This is a genomic window from Paracoccus sp. PARArs4, from assembly GCF_947311865.1.
Lineage (GTDB): Bacteria > Pseudomonadota > Alphaproteobacteria > Rhodobacterales > Rhodobacteraceae > Paracoccus > Paracoccus zeaxanthinifaciens.
Map to the genome: position 1 here is coordinate 1 of NZ_CAMZMW010000020.1, position 16,852 is coordinate 16,852.

At 65.8% G+C, this 16,852-nt stretch carries 17 protein-coding genes; 2 read left to right on the forward strand and 15 right to left on the reverse strand.

Annotation, left to right across the window (positions count from 1 at the left end; all coding sequences use genetic code 11):
- Positions 1-1,114 precede the first annotated feature (1,114 nt).
- On the reverse strand, positions 1,115-1,426 hold the full coding sequence (locus tag QMZ16_RS14290; RefSeq protein WP_022707299.1) for an ETC complex I subunit: 312 nt from the start codon (positions 1,424-1,426) through the stop codon (positions 1,115-1,117).
- 132 nt (positions 1,427-1,558) lie between these two features.
- Here QMZ16_RS14290 and QMZ16_RS14295 point away from each other — a divergent pair, with 132 nt between their 5' ends.
- A complete protein-coding gene (locus QMZ16_RS14295; RefSeq protein ID WP_282603724.1) occupies positions 1,559-2,098 on the forward strand; it encodes a superoxide dismutase family protein in 540 nt (179 codons plus the stop codon).
- A 112-nt stretch (positions 2,099-2,210) separates the two neighbouring features.
- The gene (locus QMZ16_RS14300) at positions 2,211-2,477 is read left to right on the forward strand and encodes a hypothetical protein (protein WP_282603725.1); all 267 of its coding nucleotides are present in this window, start codon (positions 2,211-2,213) and stop codon (positions 2,475-2,477) included.
- Here the strand turns inward: QMZ16_RS14300 and uvrB are convergent.
- The 14 genes from uvrB to QMZ16_RS14370 form a co-directional block, all read right to left on the reverse strand.
- Positions 2,474-4,660: an excinuclease ABC subunit UvrB gene (gene uvrB, locus QMZ16_RS14305; RefSeq protein WP_282603726.1), complete on the reverse strand. Its 2,187-nt coding sequence runs from the start codon at positions 4,658-4,660 to the stop codon at positions 2,474-2,476. The two genes, QMZ16_RS14300 and uvrB, sit on opposite strands and share 4 nt — an antisense overlap.
- A gap of 55 nt (positions 4,661-4,715) precedes the next feature.
- Entirely contained in the window at positions 4,716-5,933 is a 1,218-nt protein-coding gene (locus QMZ16_RS14310; protein ID WP_282603727.1) for an FAD-dependent oxidoreductase, read from the reverse strand.
- Between the two features lie 102 nt (positions 5,934-6,035).
- A complete protein-coding gene (locus QMZ16_RS14315) occupies positions 6,036-7,247 on the reverse strand; it encodes a cysteine desulfurase (protein WP_022707304.1) in 1,212 nt (403 codons plus the stop codon).
- On the reverse strand, positions 7,244-7,837 hold the full coding sequence (locus QMZ16_RS14320) for a Yip1 family protein (protein WP_282603728.1): 594 nt from the start codon (positions 7,835-7,837) through the stop codon (positions 7,244-7,246). The genes QMZ16_RS14315 and QMZ16_RS14320 overlap by 4 nt, the downstream gene beginning before the upstream one ends.
- Positions 7,834-8,352, reverse strand: coding sequence for a hypothetical protein (locus QMZ16_RS14325; protein WP_282603729.1), 519 nt, complete (start codon positions 8,350-8,352; stop codon positions 7,834-7,836). The genes QMZ16_RS14320 and QMZ16_RS14325 overlap by 4 nt, the downstream gene beginning before the upstream one ends.
- Entirely contained in the window at positions 8,325-9,662 is a 1,338-nt protein-coding gene (locus QMZ16_RS14330) for a SufD family Fe-S cluster assembly protein (RefSeq protein WP_282603730.1), read from the reverse strand. The genes QMZ16_RS14325 and QMZ16_RS14330 overlap by 28 nt, the downstream gene beginning before the upstream one ends.
- Positions 9,662-10,417: a Fe-S cluster assembly ATPase SufC gene (gene sufC, locus QMZ16_RS14335; protein WP_282603731.1), complete on the reverse strand. Its 756-nt coding sequence runs from the start codon at positions 10,415-10,417 to the stop codon at positions 9,662-9,664. The genes QMZ16_RS14330 and sufC overlap by 1 nt, the downstream gene beginning before the upstream one ends.
- A 68-nt stretch (positions 10,418-10,485) precedes the next feature.
- Positions 10,486-12,006 (reverse strand): Fe-S cluster assembly protein SufB, encoded by a 1,521-nt coding sequence (gene sufB / locus QMZ16_RS14340; protein ID WP_282603732.1) that lies wholly within the window; start codon positions 12,004-12,006, stop codon positions 10,486-10,488.
- A 43-nt stretch (positions 12,007-12,049) separates the two neighbouring features.
- The gene (locus tag QMZ16_RS14345) at positions 12,050-13,093 is read right to left on the reverse strand and encodes a cysteine desulfurase family protein (protein ID WP_022707310.1); all 1,044 of its coding nucleotides are present in this window, start codon (positions 13,091-13,093) and stop codon (positions 12,050-12,052) included.
- Positions 13,090-14,286 carry a bifunctional phosphopantothenoylcysteine decarboxylase/phosphopantothenate--cysteine ligase CoaBC gene (gene coaBC, locus QMZ16_RS14350; RefSeq protein WP_282603733.1) on the reverse strand — a complete coding sequence of 399 codons (1,197 nt, stop codon included), beginning with the start codon at positions 14,284-14,286 and terminating at the stop codon, positions 13,090-13,092. Before coaBC ends, QMZ16_RS14345 begins: the two co-directional genes overlap by 4 nt.
- An 81-nt stretch (positions 14,287-14,367) precedes the next feature.
- Positions 14,368-15,006, reverse strand: coding sequence for a thiamine diphosphokinase (locus QMZ16_RS14355; protein ID WP_282603734.1), 639 nt, complete (start codon positions 15,004-15,006; stop codon positions 14,368-14,370).
- Positions 15,003-15,212, reverse strand: coding sequence for a DUF2842 domain-containing protein (locus QMZ16_RS14360; protein WP_022707313.1), 210 nt, complete (start codon positions 15,210-15,212; stop codon positions 15,003-15,005). The genes QMZ16_RS14355 and QMZ16_RS14360 overlap by 4 nt, the downstream gene beginning before the upstream one ends.
- 17 nt (positions 15,213-15,229) lie before the next feature.
- Positions 15,230-16,522: an adenylosuccinate synthase gene (locus tag QMZ16_RS14365; protein WP_022707314.1), complete on the reverse strand. Its 1,293-nt coding sequence runs from the start codon at positions 16,520-16,522 to the stop codon at positions 15,230-15,232.
- 84 nt (positions 16,523-16,606) lie between these two features.
- The gene (locus QMZ16_RS14370) at positions 16,607-16,825 is read right to left on the reverse strand and encodes a SlyX family protein (RefSeq protein WP_022707315.1); all 219 of its coding nucleotides are present in this window, start codon (positions 16,823-16,825) and stop codon (positions 16,607-16,609) included.
- Positions 16,826-16,852 lie beyond the last annotated feature (27 nt).

Here is a 16,852-nt window from a genome sequence, read left to right on the forward strand (position 1 = left end):
GAGGGTCTTTCTGTCCGCCGTCGCTCTCGCCGCAACTGTCATCTTCTGGCTTTGAAAATTAACGAGTCTGGAGCCTAGTTAGCTGTTGAAAATGTCAAAGGCGCAAGAAGCCTTTGCGTGCGGATGTATGCGCGACGCCAATGTCAGCTAACGTTCGAGGCAGCTCGATAGCTTGCGAGTGCCGCGAACGGCAGCTTTCCGCCCTTCAAGCCAGGGCAGATTATCAGTCAGCGCCGGGCGTGAGCGGTGACTATGGCCCCTCGAAGCAAGCGATGCGCTCCCAAGAGCGATGACACTTGGTGTATTCCTATCTGGTGTTGAGCCCAGTACCCCAAGAAAGCCTCGGGAAGCGTCACTCAGGTCTGATCTCGCGCTGATGGCGAGCAAGAAGGGTGACCAGTCTTCTGCCGGAAATCACCTTCTGGCGCTTGAGGTGGATGAGGCCCCGTTCGACCGGGTCGAGGTCAACGTCGTCTCCTCAGACGCGAGCAATGGTGTTGGCGTAGATATCTGTCGTTGTGACGGGCACCTGACAATTTCTCTGCCGCTGATATCGGCTCAGGATCGTAGCGACAGCTTGCGTCGGCTTCATGGTCTTCATCGGGGTTCCCACCGCTTCCAAGCGACCTCGTGTCCAGGGTCTCACTATCGCAAGCCAGCCCCACTGCGCCATGCTCAGGCTCATACGGGGAGAACACAACGGCATTCCGCCTGATCCTCTCCATACGCGGAAGGAGCCGGAGCATTAGCGCCAACGCCTGTATCACCGTCTTTCAGAGAGTCGCTCGGGGGCACCAGGCGGTACGTTTCGCCCTTGACACCCTTTGCGCAGACTTATGCTTCCGTTTGCGCATGCATCTGCATCTGCATCTCTCGGCTGCCTCGCCGAAGCGATTGTCGTCTCAGTTCAGTGGCTTCAACAGGAGCAACATGCGCACTGTCCAAGCCAGTCCACCTGAGAGCTAATGGTCGGTCGAAGCGTCTCACTGGACCAGATGCCGAAAGGAGTAACCGCGAAGCTGTCTGAAAGCGGGTGCATCCACGTCCTTCAAAATAGACTTCGGCCGGATGTTGTGGCCTATTCGGCCGCAACTTGATCCCGATTTACAAGATCTCAGTGCGTCCAGGGGGCGCGGCGGTCGGTGGCGAAGTTCTCGCCATAGCCGCGGGGGCGGACGTTCTGGCTGCGCTTGTGCGGCTCTTGCACGACATAGTCCAGACCGCGTTCGCGGGCGTAATCCTCGGCCTGCTTGCGGGTGTCGAAGCGCAGGCGAACCTGCGACTGCGTATCGTCGCTGCTGGTCCAGCCCATCAGCGGGTCGATCTCACGGGCATCGGCGGGCGGGTATTCCAGCAGCCAGCCACGCGTGCGGGCCATCCCCGAGGTCATCGCGTTGCGGGCAGGCTGGTAGATACGGACGCGCATGGGTGTCTTCCTCGAACAGGGTTCGGCCTTTGTATCGCCGCAATCGAGCGGTGCTTCAAGTCCCGAGAATGCCGCAGGAACGGATCGGTCGCGCTGCCGTTGGGTCTGCACATGACCACGAAGGAGGTTTCCATGCTTCGCCTGACCGCCGCCGCCATCCTTGCCGCAACCCCTGCCCTTGCCGACGAGCACGCGGCCCACTCGACCGCCCCCATGGACAGCACCGAGGCCATGAGCGCGGATATCGCAGGCCCCGAGGGTCAGCCCCACGGCACCATCACCGCGATGCCCACGCCCTCGGGGATGATGCACCTGAAGATCGAGCTGACCGACGTGCCAGCAGGCACCTTTGCCGCGCATCTGCACGAGACCGGCCTGTGCGAGGGCCCCGAGTTCAAGAGCGCGGGCGGCCATCTGGCAGGCGAAGGCCGCGAGCATGGCGTGAATTCGGAGAACGGGCCGCATCTGGGGGACCTGCCCAATGTCCACGTTCCCGAGAACGGCATGCTGACGGTCGAGTATTTCGTACCTGACCTTGGCGCGGAACAGGTCGTCGACGCGGACGGCACGTCCTTCATGATCCATCAGGGCATGGACGACATGGAATCGCAGCCCTCGGGGGATGCGGGCGGCAGGATGGCCTGCGCGGTCCTTGCCTCTGCCAGCCAATGAGGCAAGCGGGGTCCTTCGGGGCCCCGTTTTTTTACAATGCCGCAAAACGGGTTATGATGGGAACGACACCGCCGGAATGGCGTTCAAGACCTGACAAGCAAGAGGTTCCCGCGTGAAAATCCGCCTTGCCCTTCTGGCCGCCGTGACCGCCCTGGGTGCCTGCGCCTCGGGGCCCAGCTATACCGTGGCAGATCGCGTCTGCAATCCGGCCAGGCATGCACGGGTCGTCGGCATGAACTGGGGCGAGGTCAGCTTTCCGCCCGCGCTTCAGGTGCGCCTGGTGGATTATGGCCGGCCGGTTCCGCCTGCGACGAACCCGGCCCGCCTGACCCTGCACACCGACCCGAAGGGCTGGATCGGCCGCGTCAGCTGCGGCTAGGCCCGCCGCTTGGAACGCTTGTTCCCGCCCCGCTGACCTGCCCGCCCCGCGGATGAACGACCGGCGCTGCGCGTCGCCTGTTCGGTCGCTTCCTCGATGGCGGATTGGCGGGCCAGGGGATCGTCCGACACCGCCAGGTCCACCGCCTCGAGGCGTTTGACCTCGTCGCGCAGGCGGGCAGCCTCCTCGAACTCCAGGTTCTCGGCGGCCTTGCGCATCTGCTCGCGCAGGGCATCCAGATGTGCCTGCAGGTTCGCGCCGACCTTCGCGCCCTCGACCTTGGCGGTGACGCGCGACTGGTCGGTATCGCCCTGCCACAGCCCCGCAAGGACATCCTCGACATTCTTGCGCACGGTCTGCGGCGTGATCCCGTGTTCCTCGTTATAGGCGATCTGCTTCTCGCGGCGGCGCTCGGTCTCGGCCATGGCGCGTTCCATGCTGCCGGTGACGCGGTCGGCATACATGATGACGCGGCCGTCGGCATTCCGCGCCGCCCGCCCGATGGTCTGGATCAACGAGGTCTCGGACCGCAGGAAGCCTTCCTTGTCGGCATCGAGGATCGCCACCAGCCCGCATTCGGGAATGTCCAACCCCTCGCGCAGAAGGTTGATGCCGATCAGCACGTCGAAGGCGCCAAGTCGCAGGTCGCGCAGGATCTCGATCCGCTCGATCGTGTCGATGTCGCTGTGCATGTAGCGGACCTTGATGCCCTGTTCATGCATGTATTCGGTCAGATCCTCGGCCATGCGCTTGGTCAGCGTGGTGCACAGGGTCCGGTAACCGGCGGCGGTGACGCGGCGCACCTCGTCCAGCAGGTCGTCGACCTGCATCTCGACCGGGCGGATCTCGATCTGGGGGTCCAGAAGGCCGGTGGGACGGATGATCTGTTCGGTGAATACGCCGCCCGTCTGGTCCATTTCCCACTGCGCGGGGGTGGCCGACACGAAGACCGATTGCGGGCGCATCGCGTCCCATTCCTCGAACTTCAGGGGGCGGTTGTCCATGCAGCTGGGCAGGCGGAAGCCGTGTTCCGCCAGCGTGAACTTGCGCCGGAAGTCGCCGCGATACATGCCGCCGATCTGCGGCACGCTGACATGGCTTTCATCGGCAAAGACGATGGCGTTGTCAGGGATGAATTCGAACAGCGTGGGGGGCGGCTCGCCCGGCGCGCGGCCCGTCAGATAGCGGCTGTAGTTCTCGATGCCGTTGCAGACGCCGGTCGCCTCCAGCATCTCGATGTCGAAGTTGGTGCGCTGTTCCAGGCGCTGCGCCTCCAGCAGCTTGCCTTCCTCTTGCAGGACGTTCAAACGCTCGGCCAGCTCCTTCTTGATGCCCTTCACGGCCTGCTGCATCGTCGGGCGCGGCGTGACATAGTGGCTGTTGGCATAGATGCGGATCTGCTTGAAACTGTCCGATTTCGTGCCGGTTAGCGGGTCGAATTCGGTGATCGCCTCCAGCTCGTTGCCGAAGAAGTCGAACCGCCAGGCGCGATCCTCGAGGTGGGCGGGCCAGACCTCGACCAGGTCGCCGCGCACGCGGAAGCTGCCGCGCTGGAAGGCCGCGTCCAGCCGCTTGTATTGCTGCGCCACCAGCTGACCCAGAAATTCGCGCTGATCATAGCTTTCGCCGACGATCATGTCCTGCGTCATTGCCGAATATGTCTCGACCGAGCCGATGCCGTAGATGCAGCTGACCGAGGCGACGATGATCACGTCGTCGCGTTCCAGCAGCGCGCGCGTCGCGCTGTGGCGCATCCGGTCGATGGCCTCGTTGATCTGCGATTCCTTCTCGATATAGGTATCGCTGCGCGGCACATAGGCTTCGGGCTGGTAATAGTCGTAGTAGCTGACGAAATATTCGACCGCGTTGTCGGGGAAGAAGCCCTTGAATTCGCCGTAAAGCTGCGCGGCCAGCGTCTTGTTAGGCGCAAGGATGATCGCCGGGCGCTGCGTCTCTTCGATGATCTTCGCCATGGTATAGGTCTTGCCGGTGCCGGTGGCGCCCAGCAGGACCTGATCGCGTTCCCCCGAGACGACGCCCGCCGACAGCTCCTTGATGGCTGTCGGCTGGTCGCCCGCGGGCTGGAACTCGGATTTCATGACGAAACGCTTGCCCCCTTCCAGCTTGGGGCGCGTGACTTCGGGAAAGCGCTGGACAGGCGCGCTCGTGTTGTTGTGACCCATGAGGTTCCCGTTCCGTTCGGACTGGCCCCCAAGATGTGCGTTGCGGGGCGTCAGATCAACCGCGCTTCAGCCTCGAAGGTTGCAAGGCGTCCCAACCTTGCCCGCCCGAGATCTCGTCCGCGAGGATCTCCGACGTGACCGGACCAAGGGTGAAGCCCTGATGACCATGCCCGAAATGCGCCCAGAGGTTCGGCTGATCCGGAACCCGCCCGACCAGCGGCAGCATGTCCGGCATGCAGGGGCGGCGTCCGGTCCAGGGCTCGGCCTCGACCGGGGCGCCCACGTCGAACAGTTCGCGCGCGGCCTTCTCGCCATGCTTCAGTTGCGGCGGGGTCAGGCGCGGATGCGAGGTCAGTTCCGCCGCGGTCGCGATGCGCAGGCCGCGACGCATGGGCGACAGCACGACCGAGTTGCCGAAATCCGCGATCGGGTGCTGCGGCGGCAGCTCCATGTGGTAATGCCGGTGATAGCCGCGCTTGTAGACCATCGGCACGCGCAGGCCGAAGCGTTCGGTGATGGCGGGCGACCAGGGGCCAAGCGCGATGACGGCATGTTCACCCTCGGCCTCGTCCGCGATCCAAGCGGCGCCCTTGCGATGCAGATCGCCCGCATCGCCGTTGATGATCCGCCCGCCGCGCTTCTGGAACAGCGCGGCATAGGCCGCGACCAGGCCGCCGGGGTCCGAGCAATTCCACGCGTCCATCCAATGGGTTGCGCCCTGAACCTCAACCTTGATCGAGGGCTCGATCGCGCGCAGTTCGGCACCGGTCAGCAGCCGCGCGTCCACGCCGAAATCGGTGCGGAAACGCTCGACCGCCTTGGCACCCTTGTCGAACTTCGCGGGCGTCCGGTGCAGTTCGATGAAGCCGTTCTTGCGGATGATGTTGTCCGAACCCGACGCCGCGATCAGCGGCGCGTGGCGGTCGGTGGACTGGCGGATCAGCTTGCCCCAGGTCTGCGACGCCCGCCGATGCGCGGCCGGAAGCGAGTTCAGCGCATAGCTCCAGACAGCGCCCATCTGCGACATCAGCCCCGAGGGCGTCCACTTGACGTCGAAGCCGCGCCCCATCGCGATCTGCAGCAGCGCGCCCGGCGCCAGCGGCATGGCATAGGGCTCGACCGCCTCGGTCTGGATCAGGCCGGCATTGCCGTAACTGGTCTCGCGTCCGGGGACGTTGCGTTCGATAATGGTCACGTCGTGACCACGCTCCTGCAGGGACAGCGCCGTCGTGACGCCGACCATACCCGCACCCAGAACCAGAATCTCGGCCATGCCTGCCTCCTTGTCGATCTTGCGACAAGGGATGCAGATGCGGCCTTCTTCCGGCAAGGTCTAACGTGAATTCTTCGGCCTGTTTGCGAATCTTTGCAAGATTCAGGCGAAAAGTTCGCGACAGAACGTCAATCCTTCGACCAAAGCGTCGACTTCTGCCTTGGTGTTGTACATCGCGAAGCTGGCGCGCGCGGTGGCGCTGACGCCGAAGAACTCCATCAGCGGCATGGCGCAGTGGCTGCCCGCGCGGACGGCGATTCCCTTCTTGTCGAGGATGGTCGAGATGTCATGCGCATGCGCCCCCTCCATCGTCATCGAGAAGATCGCGCCCTTGTCCGCCGCATCGCCCTGGATCTGCAGCCAGTTCAGCGCGCGCAGCCGGTCGCGGGCATAGTCGCGCAGCCCGCGTTCGTGGCTTGCCACGTTCTCCATCCCGAGGCCCATCAGGTATTCCAGCGCGGCACCCAGGCCAATCTGGTTCACGATGCCCGGCGTGCCGGCCTCGAACCGCAGCGGCGGATCGGCATAGGTCACTTCGTCCCGGCCCACGGTGCGGATCATGTCGCCGCCCCCCAGGAAGGGCCGCATCTCGGCCTGCCGTTCGGCGCTGATCCAGATCGCGCCCGAACCCGAAGGCCCATAGAGCTTGTGCCCCGTGATGCAGTAGAAATCGCAGCCGAGCGCCGCGACATCGACCGGCATGTGCACCGCCGCCTGGCTGCCATCGACCATCACCGGAACGTCCGTTCCACGCGCGATGGCCGCGACATCGACCACGGTGCCCGTGACGTTCGACATATGCGTGACCGCGATCAGCTTCGTTCGCGGGCCGACGGCCTCGAGCACCTTTTCGGCAGGCAGGCTGCCATCGGGCTCGGGCTCGACCCATTTCAGGACGACGCCCTGCCGTTCGCGCAGGAAATGCCAGGGCACGATGTTGGCGTGATGCTCCATCACCGACAGCACGATCTCGTCGCCCGCCTGAAGGCGCGGGGCCGCCCAGCCATAGCTGACAAGGTTGATCCCCTCGGTCGAGCCGCTGGTGAAGATCACCTCGTCCTCGGCCGGGGCGTTCAGGAAGCGGGCGATGGTGCCGCGGACGCGCTCGTAATTGTCGGTCGCAAGGTTCGACAGATAGTGGAGCCCGCGATGGACATTGGCGTATTCGCCCTCGTAGGCGCGGGTGATCGCGTCGATCACGACCTGCGGCTTCTGGGCGCTGGCACCGCTGTCCAGATAGACCAGCGGACGGCCGTTCACCTGGCGCGACAGGATCGGGAAATCGGCACGGACGGCGTCGATGTCAAAGCTCATTGCGGCATCTCCGGCATGAGGCCGAGCGCGGCGGCCAGGAAGGACAGGACGGTGCCCATCGCGATCAGGGTGACGAACATCACCAGCAGCACCTTGGGCCCGCTGGTGAAGCCGTGCAGGGCCTTCGTGAACTGGACCGTCAGCCACAGGAACAGCGCGATGGCCATGATCCCCGCGATGCTTGCAAGGGGCGGAACGGCCAGCGACAGGACGACCTGCGCGGCCTGCACGATCAGCAGCAGGACCTCGATCCAGACGGTCAGAATCAGCGCGTCGGGGAATGTCCCCCTGCCGCCGAAGATCCGTCCCACACCGGCCATCAGCCCTGCGCCCATCACGATCGCGGCCATCTGCATCGCAGCCAGCATCAACGGCTGGCGGACGACCGACAGCATCGGGGCCTCGGCCCCCTCGGGCGCAGGGAAGATCGACGAGACGAGGAACGCCATCAGCGCCGAGACCGACACCGCCAGCACCAGCGCCATCCAGCGGGCCTGCATCGGCAGGTCCAGCCCCATCAGCTGCCTTGCTGCCGCATCGGGATCGCGGAAGGTGGTTCGCACAAGGTGCTTGAAATCGTCGAAACTCATTGCCGCCTCGTCAGCGCCCGGAAACCGGCGCCCCAGATCAGAAGGAAACCGACACCCGCGATCGCGCGCGTCAGAGTAAGCGCGGGCCCCGGCCCCACGAAACCCGCCGTCAGCCCCGCCAGAAGCGAGGCAGGCGCCGCCGCCAGAAGCGCCCAGAACAGCGCAAGCCGGGCGTGGCGCGGGTCGATCCGCCACGGCGTCACGCGCAGCAGCAGGCCCGACAGCCCCGCCACGAAATAGGCCAGAAGCGGCAGCATGAAAAGGGAACCCATCAGCGCACCCCCCATGCGGGCGTCCAGCGGGATCGAGGGGTCGATCTGCGCCGCGCGGGCATGGCCGGGGGCCTGCGAGACCAGCTGCATCAGCCCCGCCAGCATGACGACGACCAGAAGCGTGGTATCGGGAATGTCGGCAAGGCCCCGCACCACCCGGCGCGGGGCCCACCAGCTTGCAAGCACGCGGCGGAGCATGCCGCCGCGCGCCGCGCTCAGATCTGCGGGCGATCCGTCAGCCACGCATCAAGCCGTTCGTTGATCTCGTCGCGCAGGCCCTCGTCCTCGACCTCTTCCAGCGCGTCGGCAAGGAAGGACAGGACCAGGAAGACGATGGCGCGTTCGCGCGGAATCCCGCGAGAGCGGAAGTAGAACAGCGCGTCCTCGTCGATGGCGCCCGTGGTCGACCCGTGAGAGCAGGCCACGTCGTCGGCATAGATCTCCAGCTCGGGCTTGGCCAGGAACTGGCTGCGCTCGTCCAGAAGCAGCGCCTGGCTGATCTGGTAGCCGTCGGTCTTCTGCGCGCCGGGCTTGACCAGGATCTTGCCCTGGAACACGCCGGTGGCGCCGTTCTTCAGCACCTTCTTGAACACCTGGCGGCTTTCGCCGCGCAGCGCGCCATGGGTGATGAAGACGGTGTCGTCATGGTGGAACGGGCCGACGTTCTGGTCGCCCAGAACCGCCGCCGCCACATGCGCGACCGCATCGTCGCCGACCATGTCGATGATCGCCTCGTTGCGCATGACGTTGCCGTTCACCGACAGCACGAAGCTCTTGATGGCGGCGCCTTCGTCCACGCGGGCGAAGATATGCGAGATGCCGATCTTCGGATCCGCCGCGCGCTTGGCCGCGATCATGTGCAGGCGTGCGCCCTTGGCAAGATCGGCCTCGATCACGCCGTTGGAACGCGCACCGACGGTGCCGGTCTCCAGCAGGGTCGCCTCGGCGCCTTCCTCGACGCGGATGACGTGGTGCCAGACCACGTCGGCGTCGTCCGAGCCGCGACGATGCAGCACGTGGATCGGCTTCGAGGGCGTGCCCGTCACGCGGATCAACAGGCCGTCCTGCGCGGCGGCGGTGTTCAGCGCGGCGAAGGGACGCGCGGCAGGCTTCTGGCCCGCCGTCTCCAGCGCACCGTACAGCCCCTTGGCCCAGTGGTCGGCATCGTCATGCGTGCCCTTCAGGGTCGAGATCTCGACCCCTTCCAGCGACAGGTCGTCCGAGGCGGAGGGATCGAAGACGCCATCCACGAAGACCAGCGTCAGCTTGTCGCGCGAGGTGAACAGCGGCGATGCACCATCGGCGATCGGCAGCGGCTTGGCCTCGGGGGCGTTGAACGGACGCGGATCGGTGAAGCGCCAGTATTCGTCGCGCGGACCGGGCAGGCCCATGTCGCGCAGACGTGCCAGCGCCTCGGAGCGGGCATCGGCCGACCAGCCGCCCTTGGGCAGCGGCAGCGCGGCGAGGCGTGCCTCCAGCGCGTCCGCGGCCTTCGGTGCGCCGGAAACCTGCGGCGTCACCTCGTCCTTGGTTTTCACGGCTGCTTCAGTCATCAATCGGCCTCCGCCAGCAGGTCGCCATAGCCGTTCTCTTCGACTTCCAGCGCCAGCTCGGGGCCGCCCGACTTGATGATGCGACCGTTCGACATGATGTGCACGACATCCGGCTGGATGTGGTTCAGCAGGCGCTGATAGTGCGTGATCACGAGGAAGCTGCGGTCCGGCGAACGCAGCGCGTTCACGCCTTCGGACACCAGGCGCATCGCGTCGACATCCAGGCCCGAATCCGTCTCGTCCATGATGCACATGCGCGGTTCCAGCATGGCCATCTGCAGGATCTCGTTGCGCTTCTTCTCACCGCCCGAGAAGCCCATGTTGACCGGACGCTTCAGCATCTCGGGGCTGATCTGCAGCTCCTTTGCCTTCTCGCGCACGATCTTCAGGAACTCGGCCGAGGACAGCTCTTCCTCGCCGCGCGCCTTGCGCTGCGCGTTCACCGCGGTGCGCAGGAAGGTCATGTTGCCCACGCCCGGGATCTCGACCGGGTACTGGAATGCCAGGAACAGGCCGGCAGCGGCGCGTTCCTCGGGCTCCATCTCCAGCAGGCTCTCGCCGTCCAGCGAGGCGTCGCCGTCGGTGACCTCGTAGCCATCGCGGCCCGACAGGACATAGGACAGGGTGGATTTGCCCGAACCGTTCGGACCCATGATGGCGTGGACCTGACCGGCGGGGACCTCGAGGCTCAGACCCTTCAGGATCTGCTTGTCCTCTTCTTCCAGCTTCACGTGCAGGTTATCAATCTTCAGCATATCTTCCTCATCGGATGGTGGCGGCGGTGCCGTCCCGCGGCACCATCATCGAATTTTGCGTGGCGGCCTCAGCCGACCGAACCTTCAAGCGAGATCGCGACCAGCGACTGCGCTTCCATGGCGAACTCCATCGGCAGCGCCTGCAGGACCTCGCGGCAGAACCCGTTCACGACCAGCGCGACGGCCTCTTCCTCGTCCATGCCGCGCGACCGGCAGTAGAACAGCTGGTCGTCATCCACCTTGCTGGTGGTCGCCTCGTGCTCGACCCGGCTCGAGGTGTTCTTGACCTCGATATAGGGCACCGTGTGGGCGCCGCACTGATCGCCGATCAGCAGGCTGTCGCACTGGGTATAGTTGCGGCTGTTCGTGGCCTTGGGGTGCATCGTCACCAGGCCGCGATAGGTGTTCTGCGCCTTGCCGGCCGAGATGCCCTTGGACACGATGCGCGAACGCGTGTTCTTGCCCAGGTGGATCATCTTGGTGCCGGTATCGGCCTGCTGGAAGTTGTTGGCGATCGCGATCGAGTAGAACTCGCCCTGCGATTCATCGCCGCGCAGGATGCAGGACGGGTATTTCCAGGTGATGGCCGAACCGGTCTCCACCTGCGTCCACATCACCTTGGCCCGTGCCTCGCGGCAATCGGCGCGCTTGGTCACGAAGTTGTAGATGCCGCCCTTGCCTTCCTCGTCGCCGGGGAACCAGTTCTGGACGGTCGAGTACTTGACCTCGGCATCTTCCAGGATGACCAGCTCGACGACGGCGGCATGCAGCTGGTTGGTGTCGCGCTGCGGCGCGGTGCACCCTTCCAGATAGCTGACATAGCTGCCCTTGTCGGCGATGATCAGCGTCCGCTCGAACTGGCCGGTATTCTCGGCGTTGATGCGGAAATAGGTCGACAGCTCCATCGGGCAGCGCACGCCCGGCGGGACATAGACGAAGGACCCGTCCGAGAAGACGGCGCTGTTCAGCGTCGCGAAGAAGTTGTCAGACTGCGGAACGACGCTGCCCAGGTACTTCTTCACCAGCTCGGGATGCTCGCGGATCGCCTCGCTGATGGAACAGAAGATGACGCCGGCCTTGGCCAGCTCGTCCTTGAAGGTGGTGCCGACGCTGACGCTGTCGAAGACCGCGTCCACGGCGACCTTGCGGCCTTCCGCAGGAGCCTCGTCCGCGCCCTCGACGCCCGCAAGGATCATCTGCTCCTTCAGCGGGATGCCCAGCTTCTCATAGGTCGCCAGCAGCTTGGGGTCCACCTCGTCCAGCGACTTCGGCTTCTCTTCCATGCTTTTGGGGCGGGCATAGTAATACTGATCCTGGAAGTCGATTTCCGGATAGTTCAGCATCGCCCATTTCGGCTCGGTCATGGTCTGCCAGCGGCGGAAGGCTTCCAGCCGCCACTCGGTCATCCATTCCGGTTCGTTGTTCTTCTCCGAGATAAGACGGACGATATCCTCGTTCACCCCCTTGGGGGCATAGTCCATCTCGATCTCGGTGTCCCAGCCGTACTTGTAGCTGCCCATGTTGCGGACAGTTTCGACCGTCTCGCGGTCGACGCCTTCGCGCACGTCCAGATCGGTGGCTTCCGTCATTCTCTTTCCTTCCTCGATGGCGGGCCCCTGCCCGCCCGTTCCGTCACGCATGTCGGCTGCGCCAGCGCCTATAAGCCTTTTCCCAGGCGTCCGCAAATCGGTTGATCTGATCGTCACCCAAAGCGGGGCTTATCGAAACCCTGATCGCCGATTGGGCCTGCTGATCGTCGAACCCCATTGCCTGCAGCGCGCCGCTGGCCCGGACCTTGCCCGAAGAACAGGCCGAACCCGCCGAGATGGCAAATCCCGCAAGATCCATCTGCATGACCTGCGTTTCACCCTTCCAGCCGGATGTAAGAATGCACGAGGTGTTAGGCAAGCGTCGTGCGTTCTTTCCGGCCACCACGGCCTCGGGCGCGATGTCGCAGATCCGCGCCTCCAGCATGTCGCGGCGCGCGCGCACCTCGTCCCACAGACCGGCCTCGAGATCCTTCTGCGCGGCCTCGGCGGCGGCGGCAAGCCCGATGATCCCCACGAGGTTCTCGGTCCCTGCACGGCGGCCCTGTTCCTGGCCCCCGCCGCGGATCAGGGCGGGCACCTCGGTCCCCTTGCGCAGGATCAGCGCGCCGATGCCCTTGGGTCCGCCCAGCTTGTGCGCACTGACGAAACCGGCCGTGATGCCCATCCAGTTGAAGGCCATCGGCACCTTGCCGAAGGCCTGCGTCAGGTCGCTGTTGTGCAGCCCCTCGGGCAGCTTCTGCATCACGCCGGTTTCGTTGTTGGCCAGCTGCAGGCTGGTCCGGGCGGGGTCGGCCACCGTGACGATGCCGTCGCCGTCCACCGCCAGGTCCTGTTCGCACCAGACCTTGATCGCGCTGTGTTCGACCGGCGCGCAGTGGAAACCGCCGCCGCCCAGCACCATCGACGCGGCCTCGGTCGTCCCCGAGGTGAAGACCACATCCGCCCCGTCCGCCCCAAGCGCGCTTGCAAGGCGCTGCCGCGCGCCCTCCAGCGCCATCTTGGCCGCGCGCCCCTCGGTATGGACCGAGGACGGGTTGCCCGCGATGTCCAGCGCCTCGATCATGGCGGCCTTGACCTCGGGGCGGATCGGCGTCGTGGCATTCCAGTCGAGATAGTCGCGCGTCATTCCAGCGCCTCCGCAATCCGGGCCGCAAGCCGTGCCGCGACCTTGTCCTTGTCCATCCGGGGCCATTCTTCGGGGCCCGCGTCAGTGATCAGCGTCACCGCGTTTTCCGTGCCGCCCATGATGCCCGTCGCGGGGCTGACATCGTTGGCCACGATCCAGTCGCAGCCCTTGCGCAGGCGCTTGGCCGTCGCGTGGGCGATCACGTCATGCGTCTCGGCGGCGAAGCCCACGACCAGCTTGGGCCTGCTGGCGTCGTTCGACAGCCAGCGCAGGATGTCGGGGTTCTCGGCCATCTCCAGCGCGGGCGGATTGCCGCTGCCGTCCTTCTTCATCTTCAGGCCGCTTTCGTTCGTCACGTGCCAATCCGCGACGGCGGCTGCCATGACGGCGATATCGGCGGGCAGCGCGGCTTGCACCGCGTCGCGCATCTGGCGGGCGGTCTCGACCCGGACGACGCCGACGCCATCGGGCGGGGCGACCGAGGCCGGGCCGGTCACGAAGCTGACCCGCGCCCCCAGATCGCGCAGCGCCGCCGCGATGGCTGTCCCCTGCGCCCCCGAGGACCGGTTCGCGATATAGCGCACCGGGTCGATCGGTTCATGCGTTGGCCCCGAGGTGACGATCGCGTGCCGCCCGGCCAGGGGCTGCGGATGCGGGGCAAGCGCGTCGCGGATCGCCGCCACGATGGCCTCGGGTTCGGCCATGCGTCCGGGGCCGTATTCGCCGCAGGCCATGTCGCCGCTGTCCGGCCCGACCGACAGGATGCCGTCGCGGGCCAGCGTCTCGCGGTTGCGGCGGGTCGCGGGGTGGTCCCACATCCGCACGTTCATCGCCGGTGCGATCAGAACGGGCTTGTCGGTCGCCAGCAGCAGGGTCGTGGCAAGGTCGTTGGCGATGCCCTGCGCCATCTTGGCCATCAGGTCCGCGGTCGCCGGGGCGGCCACGACAAGATCGGCATTGCGCGACAGCTGGATATGGCCGATCTCGGCCTCGATGCCGATGTCGAACAGCGCGTCATGCACCGGCTCTCCGGCCAGCACCGACAGGGTCATGGGCGTCGTGAACTGCGCGCCCGCCTGCGTCAGGACGGGCGTCACCGACAGCCCCTCGGCCCGCATCAGCCTGATCAGCTGCGGGATCTTGTAGGCCGAGATCCCCCCGCCCACGATCAGAAGTATGCGCTTCGGTTGCATGGCACCCATCCCCGTGATCCGGCAGAGATAACGACCGCCCCGCCTTATCGCAAGCGATAGGCGGCGCGAAACGGAACGGCCTCAAAGAGCCGCCAGCACCTGCCGCAGGCAGTCGCGCGGCAGCATGATCAGCATCGGGCCGTCGATCTGCAGATCGACCGGACCCGTCGCGCGGTTGGACGTGCCGACGCGGCCTGCGGGCGCGAAGTCGATGCCGTCGATGGGCCATTCGAGGCCACTGCTGCGCCCCGTTGCGGGCCCCATCGGGAACAGCGACACGCGCGTGCCCGCATGCAGGTCCAGCGCGATCCGGGCGGGCGCGGCAAGGACCACGTCATCGGGCGCCAGCATCACGACCCGCGGCGCATCGGGCGCGACCATCGCGGTCAGCGCGGCAAGGTTGTGGTCCAGCCGCAAGCCGGCAAAGCCCACCGCCATGACCAGCGGCGCGCGGATGCGGCGCAGACATTTCGTGAAATCGGTACTGTCCTGCTCGGCGACATGGTGGATGCGTTCCGGGGGGATCCGGGCGTGGGCCTCGTCGCTGACGCTGTCCAGATCGCCGATCACCGCATCGGGCATGCAGCCCAGCCGCAGCGCGCTGTCGGCCCCGCCATCGGCGGCCACCAGCACGGGCGCGACGGCCAGCGCCTGCGCAAGATCGTCCCCCTCGACGGCACCGCCGCCGATGACGGTGACGCCTTCGGGATGGGCGATCATTCGCGCCCAACCCCGCTGAAGATGCGCTTGAACGGAAAGGCCCACAGCACGCCCAGCAGGATGTAGATCCCGACCTCGACCAGGATCGGCTGACGCCCGAAACGGGCGTCGAGCCAGTTCATCAGCGAAACCGCCACGACCACATAGATCGGCATCAGCACGACCAGCACCAGGATGGACAGCCTCTTGCGCGTCTGAAGCTTCATGGCGGTTCCTTTCCGGATCAGTCCGCGAAGGGATCGGTCACCAGGATGGTGTCGTCGCGTTCGGGGCTGGTGGACAGCAGCGCGACGGGGCACTGGATCAGTTCCTCGACGCGGCGGACATACTTGATCGCGGCGGCGGGCAGATCGGCCCAGCTGCGCGCCCCGGCGGTCGATTCCTGCCAGCCGTCCATTTCTTCGTAGATGGGGGTGACGCGGGTCTGCTGCGCGGCGGCGGTCGGAAGATAGTCGTATTTCACGCCGTCGATCTCGTAGCCGACGCAGATCTTCAGCTTCTCGAACCCGTCCAGCACGTCCAGCTTGGTCAGCGCGATGCCGTTCACGCCGCTGATGGCGCAGGTCTGGCGCACGAGGACCGCATCGAACCAGCCGCAGCGACGCTTGCGACCCGTCACGGTGCCGAATTCATGGCCGCGCTCGCCCAGGCGCTGACCGTCGGCATCGTCCAGTTCGGTCGGGAACGGGCCTTCGCCCACGCGCGTGGTGTATGCCTTGACGATGCCCAGCACGAAATCGATCGCGCCCGGCCCCATGCCGGTGCCCGACGCCGCCGCGCCCGACATCGTGGTCGAGGAGGTGACATAGGGATAGGTGCCGAAATCGATATCCAGCAGGCTGCCCTGCGCGCCTTCGAACAGGATGCGCTTGCCGGCCTTGCGGGCCTCGGCCATGGTCTTCCAGACCGGCTGGGCATAGGGCAGCAGCTTGGGCGCGATTTCCTGCAGCTTGGCCTTCAGCGCGTCGCGGTCGATGGGTTCGGCGCCCAGGCCCTGACGCAGCGCGTCGTGATGGGCCAGCAGGCGGTCCAGGCGATCGTCCAGCGTCTGTTCGTCACCCAGATCCGCCACGCGAATCGAGCGGCGGCCGACCTTGTCCTCGTAGGCCGGGCCGATGCCGCGACCGGTGGTGCCGATCTTGGCCTTGCCCGCGGCTTCCTCGCGCAGCTTGTCCAGGTCCTGGTGCAGCGGCAGGATCAGCGGCGTGTTTTCCGCGATCATCAGGCTCTCGGTCGAGATCTTGACGCCCTGCCCGGTCAGCTTGTCGATTTCCGAGAACAGCGCCCAGGGGTCCAGCACCACGCCGTTGCCGATCACGGCCAGCTTGCCTTCGCGCACGATCCCCGAGGGCAGCAGCGACAGCTTGAACACCTTGTCGCCGATGACCAGCGTATGGCCGGCATTGTGGCCGCCCTGGAAGCGCGCAATGACATCAGCGCGTTCGCTGAGCCAGTCCACGATCTTGCCCTTCCCTTCGTCGCCCCACTGGGCGCCGACAACCACCACGTTGGCCATGAGCCGTCCTTCCGTTTTACCGAAACTGCTTTTCGCCCCGGCTCTAGCGCATCGCGCCCCGCTGTGAAAGCACTGAAAACGCCCTTACCAGTGCGGGGGCCTCTGATCGGCCAGCGGGATCGAGCCGTCGGATTCGGATTGGCGCTGCGCCTCGACCTCCATCAGCATCTGCATGCGGGCGGCCAGCCGGTCGATGATCCGGTCCTGGCGCGCGATCACCTCGGACAGGTCCTCGGTGACGCGGGTCAGGTAGGCCAGCTTTTCCTCCAGCTCGGTAATCCGTGCCTCTGCGTTCTTGTCCATGTCGTTCCCTTCCTTTAAGGCCTTTCC